General features: G+C 59.2%; 26 protein-coding genes and 1 pseudogene. 19 read left to right on the top strand and 8 right to left on the bottom strand.

Annotation, left to right across the window (positions count from 1 at the left end):
- Position 1 precedes the first annotated feature (1 nt).
- The 13 genes from ASE80_RS03070 (at position 2) to recX (ending at position 8,811) form a co-directional block, all read left to right on the top strand.
- A complete protein-coding gene (locus tag ASE80_RS03070; protein WP_056857604.1) occupies positions 2–1,480 on the top strand; it encodes a hypothetical protein in 1,479 nt (492 codons plus the stop codon).
- Positions 1,480–1,863: a phage tail protein gene (locus ASE80_RS03065; protein ID WP_056857603.1), complete on the top strand. Its 384-nt coding sequence runs from the start codon at positions 1,480–1,482 to the stop codon at positions 1,861–1,863. The genes ASE80_RS03070 and ASE80_RS03065 overlap by 1 nt, the downstream gene beginning before the upstream one ends.
- Positions 1,856–2,068 carry a tail protein X gene (locus tag ASE80_RS03060; protein WP_056857602.1) on the top strand — a complete coding sequence of 71 codons (213 nt, stop codon included), beginning with the start codon at positions 1,856–1,858 and terminating at the stop codon, positions 2,066–2,068. The genes ASE80_RS03065 and ASE80_RS03060 overlap by 8 nt, the downstream gene beginning before the upstream one ends.
- Before the next feature lie 9 nt (positions 2,069–2,077).
- Positions 2,078–3,088 (top strand): contractile injection system protein, VgrG/Pvc8 family, encoded by a 1,011-nt coding sequence (locus ASE80_RS03055; RefSeq protein ID WP_056857601.1) that lies wholly within the window; start codon positions 2,078–2,080, stop codon positions 3,086–3,088.
- A 47-nt stretch (positions 3,089–3,135) separates the two neighbouring features.
- Positions 3,136–3,294 (top strand): Com family DNA-binding transcriptional regulator, encoded by a 159-nt coding sequence (locus ASE80_RS29740; protein ID WP_074854399.1) that lies wholly within the window; start codon positions 3,136–3,138, stop codon positions 3,292–3,294.
- A 39-nt stretch (positions 3,295–3,333) separates the two neighbouring features.
- A complete protein-coding gene (locus tag ASE80_RS03050) occupies positions 3,334–4,296 on the top strand; it encodes a hypothetical protein (RefSeq protein WP_056857600.1) in 963 nt (320 codons plus the stop codon).
- A gap of 315 nt (positions 4,297–4,611) precedes the next feature.
- A complete protein-coding gene (locus ASE80_RS03045; RefSeq protein ID WP_056857599.1) occupies positions 4,612–4,809 on the top strand; it encodes a hypothetical protein in 198 nt (65 codons plus the stop codon).
- Positions 4,810–4,886: 77 nt separating this feature from the next.
- Complete coding sequence (locus ASE80_RS29735; RefSeq protein ID WP_081321510.1) at positions 4,887–5,078, top strand: Com family DNA-binding transcriptional regulator; 192 nt, start codon at positions 4,887–4,889, stop codon at positions 5,076–5,078.
- A gap of 132 nt (positions 5,079–5,210) precedes the next feature.
- Complete coding sequence (locus ASE80_RS03040; RefSeq protein WP_056857598.1) at positions 5,211–5,972, top strand: N-acetylmuramoyl-L-alanine amidase; 762 nt, start codon at positions 5,211–5,213, stop codon at positions 5,970–5,972.
- A 54-nt stretch (positions 5,973–6,026) separates the two neighbouring features.
- Positions 6,027–6,584 (top strand): glycoside hydrolase family 19 protein, encoded by a 558-nt coding sequence (locus ASE80_RS03035; protein ID WP_056857597.1) that lies wholly within the window; start codon positions 6,027–6,029, stop codon positions 6,582–6,584.
- 108 nt (positions 6,585–6,692) lie between these two features.
- Entirely contained in the window at positions 6,693–7,193 is a 501-nt protein-coding gene (locus ASE80_RS03030) for a CinA family protein (RefSeq protein WP_056857596.1), read from the top strand.
- An 83-nt stretch (positions 7,194–7,276) separates the two neighbouring features.
- On the top strand, positions 7,277–8,335 hold the full coding sequence (gene recA / locus ASE80_RS03025) for a recombinase RecA (protein ID WP_017137075.1): 1,059 nt from the start codon (positions 7,277–7,279) through the stop codon (positions 8,333–8,335).
- A gap of 8 nt (positions 8,336–8,343) precedes the next feature.
- Positions 8,344–8,811, top strand: a complete 468-nt coding sequence (gene recX / locus ASE80_RS03020; protein ID WP_056857595.1) for a recombination regulator RecX — start codon at positions 8,344–8,346, stop codon at positions 8,809–8,811.
- A 203-nt stretch (positions 8,812–9,014) separates the two neighbouring features.
- On the opposite strand, the gene ASE80_RS03015 is transcribed toward recX, so the two are convergent.
- Both ASE80_RS03015 and ASE80_RS03010 read right to left on the bottom strand, forming a co-directional pair.
- Complete coding sequence (locus ASE80_RS03015) at positions 9,015–10,127, bottom strand: TIGR00730 family Rossman fold protein (RefSeq protein WP_056857594.1); 1,113 nt, start codon at positions 10,125–10,127, stop codon at positions 9,015–9,017.
- Positions 10,128–10,507: 380 nt separating this feature from the next.
- The gene (locus tag ASE80_RS03010) at positions 10,508–10,948 is read right to left on the bottom strand and encodes a PA3611 family quorum-sensing-regulated virulence factor (protein WP_017137078.1); all 441 of its coding nucleotides are present in this window, start codon (positions 10,946–10,948) and stop codon (positions 10,508–10,510) included.
- A gap of 178 nt (positions 10,949–11,126) precedes the next feature.
- Here ASE80_RS03010 and ASE80_RS03005 point away from each other — a divergent pair, with 178 nt between their 5' ends.
- The 3 genes from ASE80_RS03005 to ASE80_RS02995 all read left to right on the top strand — a co-directional run bounded on the left by ASE80_RS03005 (position 11,127) and on the right by ASE80_RS02995 (position 13,187).
- Positions 11,127–11,846 (top strand): tRNA-uridine aminocarboxypropyltransferase, encoded by a 720-nt coding sequence (locus tag ASE80_RS03005; protein ID WP_056857593.1) that lies wholly within the window; start codon positions 11,127–11,129, stop codon positions 11,844–11,846.
- A gap of 252 nt (positions 11,847–12,098) precedes the next feature.
- Complete coding sequence (gene erdR, locus ASE80_RS03000; protein ID WP_056857592.1) at positions 12,099–12,749, top strand: response regulator transcription factor ErdR; 651 nt, start codon at positions 12,099–12,101, stop codon at positions 12,747–12,749.
- A 75-nt stretch (positions 12,750–12,824) separates the two neighbouring features.
- The gene (locus ASE80_RS02995; protein ID WP_017137081.1) at positions 12,825–13,187 is read left to right on the top strand and encodes a diacylglycerol kinase; all 363 of its coding nucleotides are present in this window, start codon (positions 12,825–12,827) and stop codon (positions 13,185–13,187) included.
- Positions 13,188–13,190: 3 nt separating this feature from the next.
- On the opposite strand, the gene ASE80_RS02990 is transcribed toward ASE80_RS02995, so the two are convergent.
- The gene (locus ASE80_RS02990; RefSeq protein WP_056857591.1) at positions 13,191–14,117 is read right to left on the bottom strand and encodes a LysR family transcriptional regulator; all 927 of its coding nucleotides are present in this window, start codon (positions 14,115–14,117) and stop codon (positions 13,191–13,193) included.
- Positions 14,118–14,241: 124 nt separating this feature from the next.
- Between ASE80_RS02990 and fpr the strand changes: the two genes are divergently transcribed.
- A complete protein-coding gene (gene fpr, locus ASE80_RS02985) occupies positions 14,242–15,021 on the top strand; it encodes a ferredoxin-NADP reductase (protein ID WP_003189055.1) in 780 nt (259 codons plus the stop codon).
- Between the two features lie 149 nt (positions 15,022–15,170).
- Here fpr and tsaA read toward each other — a convergent pair whose 3' ends face one another.
- The 5 genes from tsaA to rimO all read right to left on the bottom strand — a co-directional run bounded on the left by tsaA (position 15,171) and on the right by rimO (position 19,325).
- Positions 15,171–15,866, bottom strand: a complete 696-nt coding sequence (tsaA, locus tag ASE80_RS02980) for a tRNA (N6-threonylcarbamoyladenosine(37)-N6)-methyltransferase TrmO (protein WP_056857590.1) — start codon at positions 15,864–15,866, stop codon at positions 15,171–15,173.
- A 3-nt stretch (positions 15,867–15,869) separates the two neighbouring features.
- On the bottom strand, positions 15,870–16,331 hold the full coding sequence (locus ASE80_RS02975) for a DUF1456 family protein (RefSeq protein ID WP_056857589.1): 462 nt from the start codon (positions 16,329–16,331) through the stop codon (positions 15,870–15,872).
- Positions 16,332–16,400: 69 nt separating this feature from the next.
- Positions 16,401–17,111: an rRNA pseudouridine synthase gene (locus ASE80_RS02970; protein ID WP_056857588.1), complete on the bottom strand. Its 711-nt coding sequence runs from the start codon at positions 17,109–17,111 to the stop codon at positions 16,401–16,403.
- Positions 17,112–17,358: 247 nt separating this feature from the next.
- Complete coding sequence (locus ASE80_RS02965; RefSeq protein WP_056857587.1) at positions 17,359–17,826, bottom strand: GNAT family N-acetyltransferase; 468 nt, start codon at positions 17,824–17,826, stop codon at positions 17,359–17,361.
- Positions 17,827–17,984: 158 nt separating this feature from the next.
- On the bottom strand, positions 17,985–19,325 hold the full coding sequence (gene rimO, locus ASE80_RS02960) for a 30S ribosomal protein S12 methylthiotransferase RimO (RefSeq protein ID WP_056857586.1): 1,341 nt from the start codon (positions 19,323–19,325) through the stop codon (positions 17,985–17,987).
- A 169-nt stretch (positions 19,326–19,494) separates the two neighbouring features.
- Here rimO and ASE80_RS02955 point away from each other — a divergent pair.
- Together ASE80_RS02955 and ASE80_RS02950 are read left to right on the top strand one after the other, a co-directional pair.
- A pseudogene (locus ASE80_RS02955) lies at positions 19,495–19,974 on the top strand (hypothetical protein); the annotation flags it as partial.
- Complete coding sequence (locus ASE80_RS02950) at positions 19,947–20,918, top strand: hypothetical protein (RefSeq protein WP_056857585.1); 972 nt, start codon at positions 19,947–19,949, stop codon at positions 20,916–20,918. The pseudogene ASE80_RS02955 and the gene ASE80_RS02950, both read left to right, overlap by 28 nt.
- The last annotated feature ends 44 nt before the right edge of the window (positions 20,919–20,962 follow it).

Genomic DNA, 20,962 nt, shown 5'->3' with positions numbered 1-20,962 from the left:
GATGCAACAGAGTCAATTTGGAACGCGGCTCGCCCAGGAAGACAAGCTGTGGCTGCTTGGCGACGCGGACCTTGGCAGTGTGCTGGCACCTTTTAGTGCAGACCTCGCAGCGCCTGTCAGCCTGGATTCGGTGCCCCAGCCTGCGCCGCAGCATGAGCTGACCTCGGCGTTGGTTACCGTCAGTGTGGACATCAACATGCTGACACAAGAGCAGGTCCGTTTGCGCGAGGCGTTGGAGACGCTCACCAGCACACTGTTTATTACCGGAAATTCGCTGGCAACCCAGTCCGCCCATGCCAGCACCGCAATCGCCACGGGCGAGCCGGTGAAGCCTGAGCCTGTTCCCCGCTCCTTGACCGACCAAGGCCTTGAGTTAGGCGCGGATGCCGCCAAGTTCGTCGGTAAGGAAGTGCTCAGCGGTTTGTGGGACAAGGCCAAGGACAGGATTTCCGGCCGCGCGCTGGATGCGGTGGCCGACCGTTATCCGACCGCCGCCAAGTGGCTTAAAGAAGACAAAGGCAAAGACAAGGATGCGGGCAAAGGCAAGGAGTGCTGCTGCACGGGAGCGCTGCCAGCGGATATTCGTGGCCCACTTGAAACAGCCGCCGCGCAGATGCCTGAAAGCGTCGGCGAGACCACCAGAAAGAAAGACAAAGCGCGGCCCAAGGGCACTGCAAGCAAGCCACGCGGCAAGAGCAAAAAGACCCGTCAATCCAGATCACGCGAGGTTAAAACCAGCCTGGTCAGAACGTCGGCCGATATCAAATCGCAAGGTTCCGCCCCTGCTGCCAAGGTCTCGCTCCCGGTCAATGTCATGGGTCAACCACTGCTTGCGTTCGACAGCAAGCGAGCGTCGCAAGCCTCTACCCAGTCTCCGGTGAGTTCGTTTACTGCCTATGCGGCGCCTGCGGCAAACCGGACCGTGGCGCGTGGCACGTCCAAAGGCCTGACGGCCGGGTTGTCGGGAGCGTTGGCAAAGCTGGAGTCGTCCGCCGCCCGCCGCCTCGGCCCACTGAAGTACGTCGACACTGCTATGGACGTGGTACAGGGCGTACGTAACGGTGACGCCAAAGCTGTCGGTGCAGGCCTCACCACGGCCGGTGGCGCCTGGGCCGGCGCCTCCGCCGGTGCCGCCATCGGCACGCTGATTTTTCCCGGTGTCGGCACCGCCGTCGGTGGCGCAATTGGCGGCCTGCTCGGCAGTGAGGCGGGCACCTGGCTTGGCGAGAAATTGTTCAGCACAAATGATCGCCTGCCCGCGCCTGGTGCGGTGAGCAAAGAGCTCAATGCCGCGCGCACGGACAACGTGCAAGTCTCCCTCGCCCCGAGCATCCAGATCACCGGCGTCAACCCGGCCGATGCCCAGCAAGTCGTCAATCAGGTGATCCAGGCCCTGCAGTTTCAGTGCATGCCAATGGTCACCGACGCTCTGGGCATTCGGCGCAACGTGGCTCTGGCTGACCCTTCAGGAGGTGATTGATGCGACAACAAATGGTCCTGGGCGACTTTATTTTTGGTTTGTCCCGAGGCTTTGCCTATTCCGGGCTGGTGCGTACCACTGACGGCGGCTGGAGTGACCTGGCGATTATTGCCAGCAAACCCCAGTCGCGGCAAAGCGGGCAGAAGCTGGAGAAGCTCACGTTCACCGGCACAGCGATGTGCGCCATCGGCATGCAGCGCCTGGATGAACTGCGTGCGCTGCAAAATGCGCGAGCACCCTTGCCGTTGGTCGATGGTATCGGCCGTAACTGGGGCCTGTGGCGGATCAATTCGGTAATGGAAACCCAGAGCAACGTGATCGATGACGGCACTGCCATGGTCATGGCCTGGACTATGGAACTGGAGGAATTCGTCAATGCGTAGAGTGCGAAGTATTGCCGGTGATTCGGTCAACCTGTTGCTCTACCGCGAATTGGGCCGTTGCGATGACGCGGCGGAAGAAACCCTTTGGCGTCTGAACCCCGAGCTTGCCGAGTACGGGCCGGTACTGCCCGCCGGTGTGTGGGTCATCGTGCCGGAAATGCAAACGCGGCCGGCGGCTGTGCGGCCTGTTCTGGCGTGGGATTAAGGAGGCGACATGGCACAGGGATTTACGCCGATCGTGGAGTTTTATGGCGCTAATGCCGCGCTGCTCAATCAACGCTTGATGCGTTGGAGCCATACCGACGCTGCAGGTATCGAGTCTGACCGGCTGGAGTTGACCCTCAATATCGAGGGACTGGAAGGTTTGCCCAGCCTGAGCGGCAAGATCGGTTTGCGCGTGGGTTATCAGGAGTCGGCGCTGGTGGAAAAAGGCGAGTTTGTGATCACGCAGCGCACGCCCGTGCTGTTTCCCATGCGCTTGATGATCGTGGCGACTGCCGCACCTTTCAGCATGCTCGACGCCAGCGGTTATCGTCAGCGACGGTCGGCCAGTTACGGGCCAACCACGTTGGGCGCACTGTTTCGCCAACTGGTCAGTCGCCACGGGTTTTCACCGCGTGTGGCTCCTGCGCTGGAAGGCATTGCGATTGCCCATATCGACCAGTCCAATGAAAGCGACATGGCGTTCATCACCCGCCTTGCCAAGCGCTACAGCGCGGTCACCAAACCAATCAACGAGCTGTACGTGCTGGCCGAGGCGGGGCAGGTCAAATCACTTACCGGGCAACTATTACCGCAGGTGAAGCTGTCCGTGACCCAGGACAACCGCCCCGGTGACCAGGCCTTCATCACTGCCAAGCTCGACGAAACGTCTCGCTCCAAATACATGGGCAGTCGCGTGACCTGGTGGGATGCCGCAGGTGGCAAACAGCAGGTAGTCGAGGTGGGGGTGGCACCGTTCAAAACCTTGCGTCAGCGCTGCCAGAACCAAGCCGAGGCGCGTGCCGTGGCTGAAGGCGAACTGCGTCGTGTGGGACGCGAAGGCTTGAAACTGGTGATCGATTGCCCTGGCAACCCGCTGCTGGCCGCTGAGGGTTTGCTGGTGCTGGATGAAACCTGGCCTTCGTATATGCAGGGCCAGTGGTCGATGAAACAGGTGGTGCATGTTGGCGATCCGGTGACGGGGTATCGCAGTTCGATTACAGCGAATGGGTTGTCGGCGTGAACAGGTAAGTCATTCGCAGCAGCAGTTCACTGATGTTGGAGGAACTTATGTTGAGAGAGCTTCGATGCGGAAACTGCAAAAAACTCCTTGCTCGAATAGGTGAGGTTACAGAACTCCAGATCAAATGTTCCCGTTGCGGGACGTTGAACCATGTGAAGGCCACGCGCCTCGAGCCATCGCCCATGAGCGCCATACGCCCAATATAGAGGCCTGAACTTAAATCAGCTCAGTAACGGAGTTTTAAAATGGAAAACGCAAACTCAGCGTCTCAAACCTTGCAAGATCTTTGGACCCAAGTGCAACCGGTGGATAACACCGGCATGCTTAGGCGCGTGGTTTTTGGGGACGGCAAGTTTTATGCGGCTGGTGGCAACGGTCTTCCCACAACCACTCAGCTTGTCAGCGGAGGCGCGACTGGTACAGCGTGGACCAAGCTTAAGGACGTCGTCACCTCTGATAGCGCAAAGGTCCTCAATGACCTGTACTGGAACGGTCTTGGGACACAGCTTCAAGCCGTTTCTCAATCCGGCAATGTGGCCTACGGCAGCACAGCACGCCCTGAAAGGGCTTGGACAAACATTACGGCAACTGTTCGCGCGTCCGGAGACTTGCAAGGCATTGTGTATTATCAGCCAATTTCCGGCAGCGACGCGACCTGGATACTGGTTGGGTCTAACGGTAAAGTCTTTTCCCGCTATGGCGATTGGTCAGGCCAGGTGGAGCGCACAACGACCTTCACTTCTGACGAGACTGTGTACTGCGTCAACGTCATTGGCGTTTTTGTGTTGGTTGCGGGATCGAATGGGAAGCTGCTTAGCGCTGTGAAGATGGCGACGGGTAATCCGCAATCATTCTCGACCGTAACCAGCACCTTCGGCACTAGCACCATCCTTTCCATGAAGCTTTGCAACGGGAAAATGTTTATCGTTGGTGCGGATGGCAAGATGGCATATTCACCCGATGGGCTTAACTGGACTGCTGTTGCAGATACCAGTTTCGGTGGAACCATCATCCGCGACATTGCTTACGGTAATGGCAAGTATGTAGCTGTCGGCGACGGCGGCAAGACAGCCGTTTCCGAGGATGGGATCGGCTGGGTTCAGCAAGCCAACACTTTCGCAGGAACCGATATCCGGAGCGTCGCCTACGGCAACGGCAATTTTATCGCTGTTGGTGCAGGCGGCAAGATTGCTTACTGGACTCCATGATCTTCTAGCTCCTTGCGTAATAGAGCCCAGCCGTCGCGCTGGGCTTTTTATTGCCTGATTTTCCCCATGCGCCTACTACGCGCAGATCGGTGCTACCGAAATCGAAAATGCAAAACAGGCCGACTCGATTACACCAGAGCAGCGCTGGTTCCTGAAAGGGCTCACCTTCGGACCTATCAATCGTTAATTCCAGGCCTCGCCATTGAACGGGGACGTTTGCCCTAAGCCGTTCGTCCATTGATTGGCACTGACCATGACCTGCCAGCCTCTCATGTTCAAGCGCGGATATCCCGAGCATAAAAACGGAGAGTCAGCATGGACATCGATAAGAATGCGCCAGGCAATATTTCTCAGCAGGAAGTCACACGCGGCACTGATAACGAGACAGGGCATGACCCAAGGCGTGATGAGGACAAGATCCCGCTGCCGCCTGACGACGATGCACCTCTCGAAGAGGATATGTCGGATGTGGACGCCGCTGATTCAGTAGCGAGCGAGCATCCTGACAACTGAGTAAAATCAGCTAACAAACCCGGCGATTGTGTCGGGTTTTTTATTGCCCACGGAAAGGGTAATTCAGCAAAAGGAATTTGCAGGTGTTGAAAGAATTCAGATGCGGTAACTGCAAAAGACTTCTCACCCGCACGGGTGGGTTTACAGAGCTCCAAATCAAATGTTCCCGATGCGGGACGTTGAAGCATGTGAAGCCCGCGAGCCTCGAGCAATCGCCTTTGAGCGACATGAAAGCGGAATCTTCCGCGACAAGTCATTCGACTCCATAGGTGAATACACATGAACACTATATTGAACTTCATCGTCTCTGAGAGCGCCAGGTCGCAGCATTTGCGTGCGGTTAATTCAAGGCGTGTGTGCTGCGTAATAGCTAAAGGATGGATAGGAAAAAGGGAGGCTCTATGTTTACGATTGACTACAACACTTATCGCACGCTTAAACCTTACGGCAAACGTGTACGTTTCCTGGTGTTGCACTACACCGCGTTGGACTTTTCTGGCTCGGTCAAATCGCTGACAACCGGGGCTGCAAGTGCGCATTATCTGATCCCGGATCCAATCGATCCGAGCTACATTGCGGCAGGCTTCAAAGGGCAGAAGATTTTCAGTCTGGTGGCGGAAGAGGACCGTGCGTGGCACGCAGGTGTCAGCCAGTGGGCCGGTCGTTCAGGGTTGAACGACACCTCTATCGGTATCGAGATTGTTAACCAGGCCACGGATGTCGACGGCGTTTTCACGTTCCCTGACTACCAGGCTTCGCAAATCAGAGCCCTCAAGCAATTGGCGAGGAACATCCTGCAACGTTACCCGGACATGTCGCCGAAAAACGTGGTAGGCCATTCCGATATTGCGGTCGGTCGCAAATCAGACCCCGGCCCCAAGCTTCCCTGGAAAGACCTTGCGCAGGCAGGTATCGGCGCCTGGTACGAGGATTCAGTCAAAGACAAATACCTCCAGCAATTCAGTGGCGAAATTCCTGAGCGTGACCAAGTGGTTCAGGCGTTCTCCCGCTATGGCTATGGCATTGAAACGCCCATTTCTGATGGTTTTTTCAGTGCGCTGGTACGGGCTTTTCAACTGCACTTTCGGCCTGAAAACCATGATGGCGTGCTGGATTGCGAAACCTGCGCGATCTTGTATGCACTGAATGAAAAATACGCCTGAGTTCGTGCGGTACTCAAAGCTCGATCTTCATTTCGAAGCGCCGAGGAGGGCAACATGGTCCTGTCCGAGCAACAGTTAGTTAAAGTCTTACCACGCTCACGGCTTAAAGCCGGCGTTTTCATTTCTGCGTTAAACGCGGCCATGTCACACCACCAAATCATCACACCTGAGCGCATGGCCGCATTTCTTGCCCAGGTCGGCCACGAATCCGGCCAGTTGCTCTATGTGCGAGAACTGGGCAGCGATCAATACCTGAGCAAATACGACACCGGCACCCTGGCGGCGCGTTTGGGCAACACCCCCGCGGCCGACGGCGATGGCCAGAAGTACCGGGGCAGGGGGCTTATCCAGATCACGGGGCGGCGCAATTACCTCGCCTGCAGCCAAGCGTTGTTTGGCGACGACCGCCTGTTGCAGCAACCGCAACTGCTGGAGCGGCCGCAATGGGCGTGTGAGTCCGCTGCCTGGTTCTGGCAGAGCAATGGTTTGAATGAACTCGCCGACAAAGACCAGTTCACCACCATTACCCGGCGCATCAATGGCGGGCTGAACGGGCTGGACGAGCGTTTGCAACTATGGGCGCGGGCGAAGGCGGTGCTGGGCGTTTCCTGAGGTGGCGTGCGCGTCGTCGGCCGTTAGCGTCTTGATGCACTCTGCAACTTGCATGGCCGATAGGCTCCTGTAGGGTAGGCAAACCCCCGCCCATTCCTGGAGACGACCGTGAAGGAAATCACTCAACTGGCCGCTGAACTGGGTCGCCGTTTGCAGGTGCTCAATGCCCACGTCACCACTGCCGAGTCCTGTACCGGTGGCGGTATCGCCGAAGCCATCACGCGTATTCCGGGCAGTTCGGCGTGGTTTGAGGCCGGGTATGTCACTTACTCCAACCGGCAGAAGACCCGCCAGCTAGGCGTGCCGGAGGCCTTGTTCGCCAAGGTCGGCGCGGTCAGCCAGGAGGTGGTGGAGGCGATGGTGCGCGGCGCGCAGGAAAAAAGCCTGTCGCGCTTTGCCGTGGCGGTCAGCGGTGTCGCGGGGCCGGACGGCGGTTCGCCGGACAAACCGGTGGGCACCGTATGGCTGGCGTTCGGCGTGGGCGATGAGGTGACGGCCGAGCTGGTGCACTTCCCCGGCAACCGCGACGAGGTCCGTCGACAAACGGTAAAGGCCGCGCTGGAGGGCTTGTTGCGACGAGCTGCAGCAGAAATCGAAAATCAGGGGTAGGCGATCCCGGATCTTTGTGGAACAATACTGTCTACTTATACAGGTGTTGGCCGTCAGGCCTTATTGATTACGTGAGGACTTTAATGGACGACAACAAGAAGAAAGCCTTGGCTGCGGCCCTGGGTCAGATCGAACGTCAATTCGGCAAGGGTGCCGTAATGCGTATGGGCGATCACGACCGTCAGGCGATCCCGGCTATTTCCACTGGCTCTCTGGGTCTGGACATCGCACTCGGCATTGGCGGCCTGCCAAAAGGCCGTATCGTTGAAATCTACGGTCCTGAATCTTCCGGTAAAACCACCCTGACCCTGTCGGTGATTGCCCAGGCGCAAAAAATGGGCGCCACCTGTGCGTTCGTCGACGCCGAGCACGCCCTGGACCCGGAATACGCCGGCAAGCTGGGCGTCAACGTTGACGACCTGCTGGTTTCCCAGCCGGACACCGGTGAGCAAGCCCTGGAAATCACCGACATGCTGGTGCGCTCCAACGCCATCGACGTGATCGTGGTCGACTCCGTGGCGGCCCTGGTACCGAAAGCTGAAATCGAAGGCGAAATGGGCGACATGCACGTGGGCCTGCAAGCCCGCCTGATGTCCCAGGCGCTGCGTAAAATCACCGGTAACATCAAGAACGCCAACTGCCTGGTGATCTTCATCAACCAGATCCGCATGAAGATCGGCGTGATGTTCGGCAGCCCGGAAACCACCACCGGTGGTAACGCGCTGAAGTTCTACGCTTCGGTCCGTCTGGACATCCGCCGTACCGGCGCGGTGAAGGAAGGTGACGAGGTTGTTGGTAGCGAAACCCGCGTTAAAGTCGTGAAGAACAAGGTGGCTCCGCCATTCCGTCAGGCTGAGTTCCAGATTCTCTACGGCAAGGGTATCTACCTGAACGGTGAGATGATCGACCTGGGCGTACTGCACGGTTTCGTCGAGAAGTCCGGTGCCTGGTATGCCTACAACGGCAGCAAGATCGGTCAGGGCAAGGCCAACTCGGCCAAGTTCCTGGCGGACAACCCGGATATCGCTGCCACGCTTGAGAAGCAGATTCGCGACAAGCTGCTGACCCCAGCGCCAGACGTGAAAGCTGCTGCCAACCGCGAGCCGGTTGAAGAAGTAGAAGAAGTCGACACTGACATCTGAAGCAAACGATGACTGTGGTACTGGATACACTCGTCGCCGTTCGGCGCACTGCGATGGACCTGCTCGCTCGCCGCGAGCATGGTCGAGTCGAGCTGACGCGTAAACTGCGTCAGCGCGGTGCAGAGCCCGAGATGATCGAAGCAGCCCTCGACCGTTTGACGGAAGAGGGGCTGCTTTCCGAAGCCCGTTACCTTGAAAGCTTTGTCTCCTACCGTGCGCGCTCCGGCTACGGCCCAGCGCGAATTCGTGAAGAACTGAGCCAGCGTGGCCTGCAACGTGCCGATATCGACCTTGCCCTGCGTGAGTGCGGTATCAGTTGGCAGTCGCAGTTGGAAGATACCTGGCGGCGCAAGTTTGCCGGCCATCTGCCGATTGATGCCCGTGAGCGTGCAAAGCAAGGTCGCTTCCTGAGTTATCGCGGGTTTTCGATGGACATGATCAGTCGGCTACTCAGCGGTCGCGACATGGACGATTGAGTCTTCAGGCTGATGAACATCCAAATGTGGGAGCTGGCTTGCCTGCGATAGCAGTGGGTCAGCAACCTATAAGCTAGCTTGCAAACCGCTATCGCAGGCGAGCCAGTTCCCACATCGGATTGTGTTGGCTGCTGAGATGCCAGACCTCGGTAAAACAAAAGGCCCACTACGACAGTAGTGGGCCTTTTTTTTTGCCTGAAAAATCACGCCGGCTCTGGCGTCACCCGTTGCTGTGTCTTCCCCTGAGCCTGAGCCCAGTTCTCTGGCAAATTGATGTAATCCACCAATTCCCGCAGGCGGCCCTGATCACGGCCATTGAAGTTGAACACCAGGCGGGTCAAATGGCTGAACCTGGGCTCATCGTGTTCCTCGCCTGTGTAAGCAAGCTGCTGAAACTCACCACTCAGGCGCAGGCTGGCAAACTCTGTCTGCAAGTGGGCCAAGGCCCGTTCACTGAGCTTGTGGTTCATGCGCACCACAAACTCACGCTTCAACCAGCGCGTGGAGTGGAAGTTGGCATAGAACTGGTTGATCTCCGCCACCGCTTCTTCAGCGCTGTAGACCAGGCGAACCAGCTTGAGGTCAGTGGGCAGGATATAGCGATTGGCCTCGAGCTGGTTGCGGATAAAGTCCAGCGCGCCTTGCCAGAAACCGCCACCGGGGGCATCCAGCAGCACCACCGGCACCAGCGGGCTCTTGCCGGTCTGGATCAGGGTCAGGACTTCCAGTGCTTCATCCAGGGTGCCGAAACCGCCTGGGCACAGCACCAGCGCGTCGGCTTCCTTGACGAAGAACAGTTTGCGAGTAAAGAAAAAGTGGAAAGACAGCAGGTTGTCGGTGCCATCAATGGTCGGGTTGGCGTGCTGTTCAAATGGCAGGGTGATGTTGAAACCCAGGCTGTGCTCCAGGCCAGCCCCTTCGTGGGCGGCAGCCATGATGCCGCCGCCGCCGCCGGTGATCACCATCAGGTCCGATTGTGCCAGCAGTGCGCCGACTTCCCGGGCCAGGGCGTACAACGGGCTTTCGAGCGGCGTGCGTGCCGAGCCGAATACGGTCACCTTACGGCGGCCCTTGAACTGTTCCAGTACGCGGAAGGCATTCTCCAACTCGCGGATCGCCTGCAAGGTGATTTTGGCGTTCCAGCGGTTGCGGTCGTCCTGCGCCATGCGCAGCACGGTGAGGATCATATCGCGATAAAGGGGGATGTTCGGGCTGTTGGCAGCGACCAACTGGAGTTGTGCATCGACCTGCTGGGTGAGGTCAGCGCCGTTTGCTTCAAAATGCCGGAGCAGGCGGTCATTCGGTTCGTAAGGCATTCAACTTCTCCTTCTTCACAGAACCTGGGCCATCGGCGAGAGATTCGTCCGCGGCCACGACACTTGCATGTGTCGCTGCACGCCCCAGGCGGTGCACGGTGTTCGCCAGGCGGCAAAACGGGCTCTGTATGTTCCTTGTGATTTGGAAACCTTTGCACTGCAAGTCGCAGGAGGGCAACCCTCTTTTGCCCTGAGAATGTTACAGAACGGCGTGAAAAACGCAGTAGATGGGCTGCCGGGATGGCTTGATCATGAGCCGAAAAACCCATGGCTGGCAACCGCTTATTGGTCACTCATCACGCAGTTTAGTCGTTGCCGGGCAAATGCAGCGGGGGAGGTGTGCGCCACTGGACAGTCGCGCACAGAGATCGAGCAGCGGTTTACTTTTTCTTCTTGGCAGCCGCCGGTGCCGGGCAATCGGCTTCCACAAACTTGACCGATGCTACCGGGCGGTTGGTCTTGTTCTCGGTGATTTCATAACGCATCACGGCGCCCTTGGCCATCAACTCGCGATAGCCTTTGTTCAGGCATACGCTTTGACCCAGCTGGAAATACACTGCCTTGGGGTTGGCGCGCATCTGTTCGGCACGGTCAGGTAGCACACTGAGGTGATCAATCAGTTGCATGCCTTCAACGGTGTAGGCCACTTCCAGGGTCTTTGCATCGATTTCCCGGGGCAGGTCTTTGTTGCTCTCGGCCGCGACGCTTTGCAGCTTCCTGTTCATTTGGGCCTCCAGCAGCGACGCCGCGTGGGCGCCCATGGGCAGGACCAGCGCAAGGGCGACGGATGGGGCAACAAGGCGCAGCATGGAACGCAGCATGAAACTCTCCTGATTCGGTTACTGGTGCATAGACCAGCCACTGCGCTGTGCGTTCAGTGGCACGCAATTATAGGGGACCGCTTGCCACTACAGCCAGGCGTATCGCTGGTAAACTGCGGCCACTTAGTCTTGTTCGAGTTTTTTCTGTGTCGATTGACCTCTGCTCGCGGTGCGCCCGATGAGCCACGCCGTCTCCCGCTTGCGTACCCAGCGCCTGGCGCGTGCCGTGCGGCCGTTTCTCAACCGGGGTTCGCGGGCCGAACGTTGCCCTGGTTGCCGGGTGATTCCCGAGTACTGCCTGTGCGCCTGGCGCCCAACAGTGCAGGCCCGCTCGGCCATGTGCCTGTTGATGCATGACGTGGAACCGATGAAGCCCAGCAACACCGGCTGGCTGATCGCCGATGTGATCGACGACACCACCGCGTTCGCCTGGTCGCGCACAGAAGTGGACCCCGAGTTGCTGACCCTGTTGGCCGACCCGCAGTGGCAACCGTATATCGTGTTTCCGGGCGAATTCGTTGCGCCTGAGCGAGTGTGCAGCGAGGTGAGGGTGCAAGACGGCAAGCGCCCGCTGTTCATTCTGCTGGATGGCACCTGGAGCGAGGCGCGCAAGATGTTCCGCAAAAGCCCTTACCTGGAACACTTGCCGGTGTTGAGCCTGGCGCCTGAGCAGCTGTCACGCTACAAGCTGCGCCGGTCCAGGCGCGATGATCACTTCTGTACCGCCGAAGTGGCCGCGCTGTGCCTTGAACTGGCCGGCGACGCAGCAGCCGGCGAAGTGCTGGATGCCTACCTCGATGTGTTCAGCACGCATTACCTGGCCGCTAAATTCCAATTGCCGGTGGACCCTGCGGACAGCGTGCACACGCGACTTGCGCCTTATATCCCCGCGGTATAACCAGACGACGTTTGCATGATGGCACCGTAAACCCGCAACCGGCTAAAATGCCCACGGGCGTAGTGCTTGACCCCCCAGGCTACGCTGGGCATGCTGGGCGCCGATTGGGGCGTAACCGTGACTTTTCAGTGTCGTTTCAGGTGTTTTTGATGCTGAGTGTGCCCTGTGGCGATGGCTGCCTGGCCGTTGCCTTGTGTACTGGCGACCCCTGAACCCATCAGGGCTCCCATAAAAAACAGGATCATTTAATCAATGGCCACATACGAAATCCTGATAGCCGATGACCATCCGCTGTTTCGCAGTGCGCTGCATCAGGCCGTTACCTTGGGCCTTGGCCCTGACGTGAACCTGGTCGAAGTGGCCAGCATTGCCGAACTGGAAGCCCGCCTTAACGAAAAATCCGACTGGGACCTGGTGCTGCTCGACCTGAACATGCCGGGTGCCTATGGTTTCTCGGGGCTGGTGCTGTTGCGCGGGCAGTACCCGCAGATCCCGGTAGTCATGGTCTCGGCCCAGGAAGACGCCGATGTGGTGGTGCGCTCCAAGGAGTTTGGTGCCAGTGGGTTCATTCCCAAGTCGAGCGCCATGGAAGATATCCAGAACGCCGTGCGCAAGGTGCTGGACGGCGATGTGTCGTGGCCGCCGCAAGCGTTTGAAGAAATCAACGTGTCCGACGAAGCCAAAGCGGCCCGTGATGGCCTTGCCAGCCTGACGCCTCAGCAATTTCGGGTGTTGACCATGGTCTGCGAAGGCTTGTTGAACAAGCAGATTGCCTATGAACTGAGTGTGTCGGAAGCGACCATCAAGGCCCACGTGACGGCGATCTTCCGCAAGCTCGGCGTGCGCACACGCACTCAGGCGGCGCTGCTTCTGCAACAACTTGAGTCAATTTCGCAGCATTAAGCTGTACCCGATTCACGCTTTTTTGACTTTGCGTGATCTAGTTTCCCCACTTCTTTGGTTCAGTTGCCTACATCTATGTCGCCTTTCAAGGGTCAAACCGGTATCAAACGTATCTTCAACGCAGGGGGCTATTCCCTGGATGGCCTGCGCGCAGCATTCACCGGCGAGGCGGCATTCCGTCAGTTGGTGTTGCTTAACGTGATCCTGATCCCGCTGAGCTTCTTCCTGCACGTCAGTCGGGTCGAGCGCGCCTTGCTCATCGCGGTCTGCCTGCTGGCCTTGATCGTTGAGTTGCTCAACTCGGCAGTGGAAGCGGCTATCGACCGGATTTCCCTCGACCGCCACCCGCTGTCGAAAAACGCCAAGGACATGGGTAGCGCCGCGCAATTCGTAGCGCTGACCATGATCACCCTGGTGTGGGCCGTGATCCTGATCTAAGCCTCAGGCAATGTTTGGCAGCACGATCTCGTCGCTGCGCTGAACCCCGGCGGTGAAGGCGCGGCACAGTTCCAGAAACTCGCGCATCGCCGAGGTCTGGTACTTCTGTTTATGCCAGATGAAGTAAAACTGCCTGGCCAGGTCCAGGTCCGGGGTTTCCACCGGCACCAAACTGCCACGCCGGAACGCATCGCGTAGTGCCAGCCGGGAAATACAGCCAATCCCCAACCCTGACTCCACTGCACGCTTGATCGCCTCGGTGTGTTCCAGCTCCAGGCGGATATTCAGCGCGCTGCGGTGATGGCGCATGGCCTGGTCAAAGGTCAGGCGCGTGCCTGAGCCCTGTTCGCGCAGGATCCATGCTTCATGCGTCAACTCTTCCATGCTCGCCACACCGCGCTTGGCCAAGTGATGCTGCGGCGCACAGAACACCACCAACTCGTCCTCGACCCAGGTTTGTACCTCGATGTCCGGGTGGCTGCAGTCGCCTTCGATTAGACCCAGGTCAATTTCGTAATGCGCCACTTGGTGCACGATATTGGCAGTATTCTGCACATGCAGCTTCACCTGGCTTTCGGGGTGCTGCTGCATGAAACTGCCGATCAGCAGGGTCGCCAGGTAATTGCCGATGGTCAGGGTGGCGCCGACCGCCAGGGAGCCAAAGCCGGACTTGCCGTTGAGCAAATCTTCGATCTCCTTGGCCTGGTCGAGCAGGGCCACGGCCTGGGGCAATAGCTGATGGCCGAGGGCGTTGAGGCTCAGGCGTTTGCCCGCGCGGTCGAATAATTGACAGCTGGATTGACGCTCCAGCTCGGTGATCGAGGTGCTGGCGGCGGATTGAGATAAGGCCAGAAGGCCAGCAGCGCGTGAGACGCTTTCCTGCTGGGCGACGGCGACGAAGACTTGCAGTTGACGTAGAGTAAATCGCATATCGATATAACCGATAACCCTTATCTTAATAATCCAGTTAACAGATATTGTCGCCGCCATTAGAATGCTGTGCAATTGCGCATCTCACCTTTGGCGCAGACCCATTTCCAGGAGTTCCCCGTACATGAGCAACATGAACCACGAACGTGTCCTCAGTGTTCATCACTGGAACGACACGCTGTTCAGCTTCAAGTGCACCCGCGATCCGGGCCTGCGCTTCGAGAACGGTCAGTTCGTGATGATCGGCCTGCAACAGCCCAACGGCCGCCCACTCATGCGCGCTTACTCCATTGCCAGCCCGAACTGGGAAGAGCATCTGGAGTTCTTCAGCATCAAGGTGCCCGATGGCCCGCTGACTTCCCAATTGCAGCACTTGAAGGAAGGCGACGAGATCATCATCAGCAAAAAACCGACAGGCACCCTGGTGCTTGACGATTTGAAGCCGGGCAAACACCTGTACCTGCTCAGCACCGGTACCGGTCTGGCGCCGTTCATGAGCGTGATCCAGGACCCGGAAACCTACGAGCGCTTCGAAAAAGTGATCCTGTGCCACGGCGTGCGTTACGTCAACGAAGTCGCTTACCGCGAATTCATCACCGAGCACCTGCCGCAGAACGAATTCTTCGGCGAGGCGCTGCGTGACAAGTTGATCTACTACCCGACCGTGACCCGCGAGCCGTTCGAAAACGAAGGCCGCCTGACTGACCTGATGCGCAGCGGCAAGCTGTTCAGCGACATCGGCCTGCCGCCGATCAACCCCGAGGACGACCGCGCCATGCTGTGCGGCAGCCCGAGTATGTTGGACGAGACCAGCGAAGTGCTGAACAGCTTCGGCCTGAAAGTTTCGCCACGTATGCGTGAGCCGGGTGATTACCTGATCGAGCGCGCGTTCGTCGAGAAGTAAACACTGCTCAAAAAAACTGTGGGAGCCGGCTTGTGTGGGAGCTGGCTTGCCTGCGAAAGCATCACCTCAGTTCAACTGAACGACCGAGGTGTCTGTATCGCAGGCAAGCCAGCTCCCACATGAGCGGCTCCCACAGTTGTTTTCGGCGTTTACTTGGCCGGTACCACTTCCAGCACACAGATGACACCCGCCTCTGGATAGTGCCAGCGCACATCCACATCCCAGAACTGCGCGCCGTATTCGCGCTCAGGCCCTGGCGTCTGATACGCCGGCCGTGGGTCCTGGGCCAAACACTGCTCGATCAACGCCACCAGCGGCTCATCAAGGCGCTGCGCATGGCCTTGCGCCTGCAACAGGGCGGCCTTTAGCCACTGCACGGGAATCAACTGCGGCGCACTGCTGGCAATATCATTGGTGGCGGTGTCAATGATGTCCGCGTACGGCACGTAGGGCTTGATATCCAACACCGGCGTGCCATCGAGCAAATCGATCCCGGACACCCACAAGCGGCCTGGCTCGACCTTATCCAGCTTCACCACCGACTGGCCAATGCCATTGGGCCGGTGTGTCGCGCGGGTGGCGAACACGCCCATGGAGGCGTTGCCGCCCAGGCGCGGCGGCCGCACCTTGAGGCGCGGCTTGTCTTCCAGGGCCTGGTGGAACAAAAACAGCAGCCACACATGGCTGACCTGCTCCAGGCCCTGCACCGCCTCGCCCTGGTCGAACGGCGCCACCAACTCCAGCACGCCACGGGCGGCCGGCGCCAACTGCGGCTGGCGCGGGATGGCGAACTTCTCCTTGAAACAGGAGCGCACGAAGCCGACAGGCGAGACCGAGTAGCTCATGGCTTACGCACGAACTCGCAGGGTCAGGCCCTTGAGGAAGTTGCGCAGCAACTGGTCGCCACAGGTGCGGTAGTTGGTGTGGCCGAACTTGCGGAACAGCGCGCTCAGCTCAGGCTTGGACACCGGGAACTCAGCCGCCTTGAGGATGGCGTGCATGTCGTCTTCCTTGAGTTCGAAGGCCACGCGCAGCTTCTTGAGGATGATGTTGTTGGTCACCGGAGTTTCGATCGGCTGTGGCGGACGGCTGTCGTCCTTGCCACGCTTGAAGATCACCAGGCCATCAAGGAAGTGCGCCATGACGTCGTCCGGGCAGAACACAAAACCTTCTTCCTCGTCTTTCTTGAGGTAGGTCAGCAGGTCTTCCTTGGTGACGTCCATGCCGCCGAGCTTGATGATCTCGACCATCTTGTTGTCGCTGATGTCGAGCATGTAGCGCACGCTGCGCAATACGTCGTTGTGAATCATGGTGGGCAATCCTGGTATTCAACTGAGGGCACCGCGCAAAGTTGCCGGTGCCGGGAAAAGGGGAGCGGCTTAGAACTTTTCTTTGCCGGACAGGTAACGCCATTGGCCGACCGGCACTTTGCCGATGGACACGCCGCCAATGCGGATGCGACGGATGGCGATGACTTTCAGGCCGACCGCTTCGCAAAACAGGGCGATTACGCCCGGCTGCGGGTTTTTCAGCGCAAAGCGCAGGCGGTTTTCGTTCTGCCAGCTGGCTTTGACGGCCGGCAGCTCTTTGCCTTTGTAGGTCAGGCCGTGGTTCAGGCGGTTGAGGCCGTGGGCAACCATGTCGCCCTCGACCTCCACCACGTATTCCTGCTCGATCTTGGCGGCATCGGCGGTCAACTTGCGCAGAATCTTCCAGTCCTGGGTAAACACCAGCAGGCCGCTGGCCTTGGCCTGCAGGTCGGCGCTGGCGGTCAGGCGCAGGAAGTGGCCCTTGAGCGGGCGTTTGCTGAAACGGTGTTCTTCGGACAGCGTCTCGGCGCTGATCGAAGCCATCGCCGTTTCCACATCCGCGCCCACCGGGGCGTGCAGCAGGATGGTCACGGGTTCCGGCACAGTGGCTTTAGCCTCTGGGTCCAGCTCGACCTTCTGGGTGGTGACCTTGAATTGCGGTTCGTCGATCACTTCACCGTCCACCGAGACCCAGCCGCCTTCGATAAACAGCTCAGCCTCCCGACGGGAGCAACCGACCAGTTCGATAAGGCGTTTGGAGAGGCGTATGGGGTCAGTCATGACAAGGGCCGTAGCAAAAGGGGGCGGCTATTGTACCTGTGTGGGCGCGGTTAATCCCGGACCCATTTCAGCACGGTGGCTTTTTGTGGGCGCTGGCCTGTGTGGGAGCCGGGCTTGTGTGGGAGCTGGCTTGTGTGGGAGTCGGGCTTGCCCGCGATGCAGACACCTCGGTCGTGCATTTGGAATCGAGGTGATGCCATCGCAGGCAAGCCAGCTCCCACACAAGCCCGCTCCCACATTGGCGCTGTCAGCCACTGCGCCGTTGCTGTTGGCGCAAGCGCATATGCAGCAGCGGGTACGGCTGGCCAAGTCCATCATGCTCGGCACGTCCGACCACCTCGAAACCCAGTTTGAAGTAAAACCCCAGGGCCTGCGGGTTTTGCTCATTAACGTCCAGCGCATCGGCATTCAGGTGCTCGATCGCATAACCCAGCAATTGCCGACCCAAGCCCTGGCCACGGTGTAGCGGGTCGATAAACAGCATCTCGACCTTGCCCGCTGCCACCCCGGCGAACCCGGTGATGCGCTGGCGCGCGTCCTTGGTGCAGATCAGCATCACCGCGTCCAGGTAGCGCGTCAGCACCAGCTCCTTGAGCACTACGATGTAGCTGTCCGGCAGGAAGTCGTGGGTCGCTCGCACGGAGTCTTCCCAGATTTGCACCAATTGCGCGTAGTCGCTGGTTTTAGGTGTGTGGATAACCGAATGCTGACGCATGCCCGCTGCCCCTTGCCGATGATCGGCGCCGATGGGCAAACGATAGACCTAAAAAAGCCCCGCATCTTGTTCAGACACGAGGCTTTTTCAATTTTTCACGCCGATCGTTCCCACGCTCTGCGTGGGAACGCCTCGCCGGACGCTTTGCGTTCGCAGAGCTAGTCGCGCTTTTCGGCCCACAAGTCGTACTCGTCGGCATCCGTCACGGTGCACCAGACCTTGTCACCCGGCTTCAAACCGCTGGCATCGTCGATAAACACGTTACCGTCGATTTCCGGCGCGTCGAAGAAGCAACGGCCTACTGCGCCTTGCTCGTCGACTTCGTCGATCAGCACTTCGATTTCCTTGCCGATACGCAGTTGCAGGCGCGCCGAGCTGATGGCCTGTTGGTGCGCCATGAAACGCTCCCAACGCTCCTGCTTGACGTCGTCCGGCACGATGGCCGCATCCAGCAGGTTGGCCGGAGCGCCTTCCACCGGCGAGTACTGGAAGCAACCGACGCGATCCAGCTGCGCTTCGGTCAGCCAGTCCAGCAGGTACTGGAAGTCTTCTTCGGTTTCGCCAGGGAAGCCGACGATAAAGGTCGAACGGATGATCAGCTCCGGGCAGATCTCGCGCCAGTTCTTGATGCGCGTCAGGGTCTTGTCTTCAAAGGCCGGGCGTTTCATGGCCTTGAGGACTTTCGGGCTGGCGTGCTGGAACGGGATGTCCAGGTACGGCAGGATCTTGCCGGCGGCCATCAACGGGATCAGCTCGTCGACGTGCGGGTACGGGTAAACGTAGTGCAGGCGCACCCACACGCCCAGGCTGCTCAAGGCTTCGCACAGTTCGGTCATGCGGGTTTTGACCGGCGCGCCGTTCCAGAAACCGGTGCGGTATTTCACGTCGACGCCATAGGCGCTGGTGTCCTGGGAGATCACCAACAGCTCTTTCACGCCGGATTTGACCAGGCGCTGGGCCTCGTCAAGTACATCGCCCACCGGGCGGCTGACCAGCTTGCCGCGCATCGACGGGATGATGCAGAAGCTGCAGCTGTGGTTGCAGCCTTCGGAAATCTTCAGATACGCGTAGTGACGCGGCGTCAGCTTGATGCCTTGCGGCGGCACCAGGTCGATCAGCGGATTGTGGTCCTGACGTGGCGGCACCACTTGGTGCACGGCGTTGACCACCTGCTCGTACTGCTGCGGGCCGGTCACGGCCAGCACGCTTGGGTGCACGTTGCGGATATTGCCTTCTTCCACGCCCATGCAGCCGGTGACGATGACCTTGCCGTTTTCCTTGATGGCTTCGCCAATCACTTCCAGCGATTCAGCCTTGGCCGAGTCGATGAAGCCGCAGGTGTTGACCACCACCACGTCGGCGTCCTGATAAGTGGACACGACGTCATAGCCTTCCATACGCAGTTGCGTGAGGATGCGCTCGGAGTCAACGAGAGCCTTCGGGCAACCCAGGGATACAAAGCCGACCTTGGGGTTGGCTTTTGCGATGGTGGTGGACATGTCTAACCTCGGTATTGAATGACGCCGCCAGTCGGGCACGACACGGCGGTAGACGGGCGCTTGGTGCGCCTCTGATCAAAAAGTGCGCAATTCTATCGGCGGGCAGCGCGCTTGACCAGCTTTATGCGGGGAAATGCGACGAGTGCGGCGTGGTTATCAGTTGCCCTCAGTTGGTGTTTGCCGGGAGCTGGCTGCAATCCTGACCAATCCGCTGCCGCTGAACCTACGCCATGTCGACCTGCGCGCCGTCCTGGTCGAGATCGGCCAGCACACCGGCTTGCGCTTCCGCGTCCCGGAACAGCCGTATGCCAGCGTCAAGGCGCCTTTTTTCTACAGCCTGGCCGCCGGCTATCAAGCGATGGACAGCCTGGCCCGGGTTTTCACCATTCCCGACTTCATCTGGCAGCAGCAGGGTGACGGGGAAGTGTTTGTGGGCAGTTGGGCTGACAGCTTCTTTGGCGTTCGCTCGCCGCTGCAGCTGCCGGTGGAGCTGTTCGACGACTACCAGGGCAACCAGAGCGCGATGATTGCAGCCCTTCCAGGATTGCGACCAGGTGCAACGATCAACCACGGCGAGCGCATCACCAGTGTGGCGCTCATCGACAACCAGATGGCCATCCGATGGACGACGCAATCCGCCGCAGCGTAGAACGACAATTCCCCGAACTCACCGGTGGTTACCACCTGCCGCGCTTTGCCCGGGTCGTCGCCGTGGCCGACGCGCCCGCCGGCGCCGGGATCTGTGACGACTTTCGGCCACGCTACGCGGTCGACATCGAGGTCATGGGACCCGATGGCGAGCCAGACGCCAAGCTGCCGATCCTGGCCGGTGTGCCGTTGCCGCTGCCCACCGGTGGTGAGGAAATGGGCATCTACGCGTTCCCCGAGAAAGGCACCCAGGTTGTGGTGTGCTTTGCCTACGGCCTGCCGCACAAGCCCTATATCCAAACCATTTTGCCCCACGGCCTGAGCATGCCCAGCGTCCCGAAGGGTGACCAGGTGTGGCAGCACAGCGAGGCATGTCAGCAGCGTGTCGACGCGGACGGCAATTGGCTGCGCCAGACTGACGGCAAGATCCTGGACAAGGCGATCGAGCGGGAAGTGGAGGCGATGGGCAACACTGAGCGCTACCAGAGCCACAACAGGACCGTGGACGACCACTCAACCGAATCGGTAGGGGGCATTAAGACCCTTGAAGCCCTGGGCGCGCTCAAGCTGCTGTCGGGCGGATCTGCGAGCCTGGCAGCGGTGGACGACTTGCACCAGGCGACCGGACGAGATCTAAATTTGGTGGTGGGGAAAAAATACAACGCCACGGTGGGTGGCGATATGGAAGAAAGGATTCAAGGGCTGCGCCAGAGCGTGGCGGAGGTGAGCCAGCGGCTGGTCGCACCCAAGACCTGGTTGGGATCCGAAGGGGTGAACGTGCTGCAGGTGCTGTGCGATTTGCTCGATCTGGTACAGCAAATGAACGTCCAGCTAGCCGGCCATACTCATGGCCCAACACCGCCGCCTGGGAATGCTACAGACTTCTCCTCTAACGCTAATAAAGCTGCTGTGTTAAGCGGAAAGGTCAAACCTATAACTGGCTGAGCATTACCAAGGTCAATGCATCAACTCTAGTGACTTTGATGTCG

Source organism: Pseudomonas sp. Leaf15 (genome assembly GCF_001421425.1).
GTDB classification, from domain to species: Bacteria; Pseudomonadota; Gammaproteobacteria; order Pseudomonadales; family Pseudomonadaceae; genus Aquipseudomonas; species Aquipseudomonas salomonii.
Note: the sequence above shows the minus strand (reverse complement) of the source record. Positions and strands in the feature narration are given on the sequence as shown.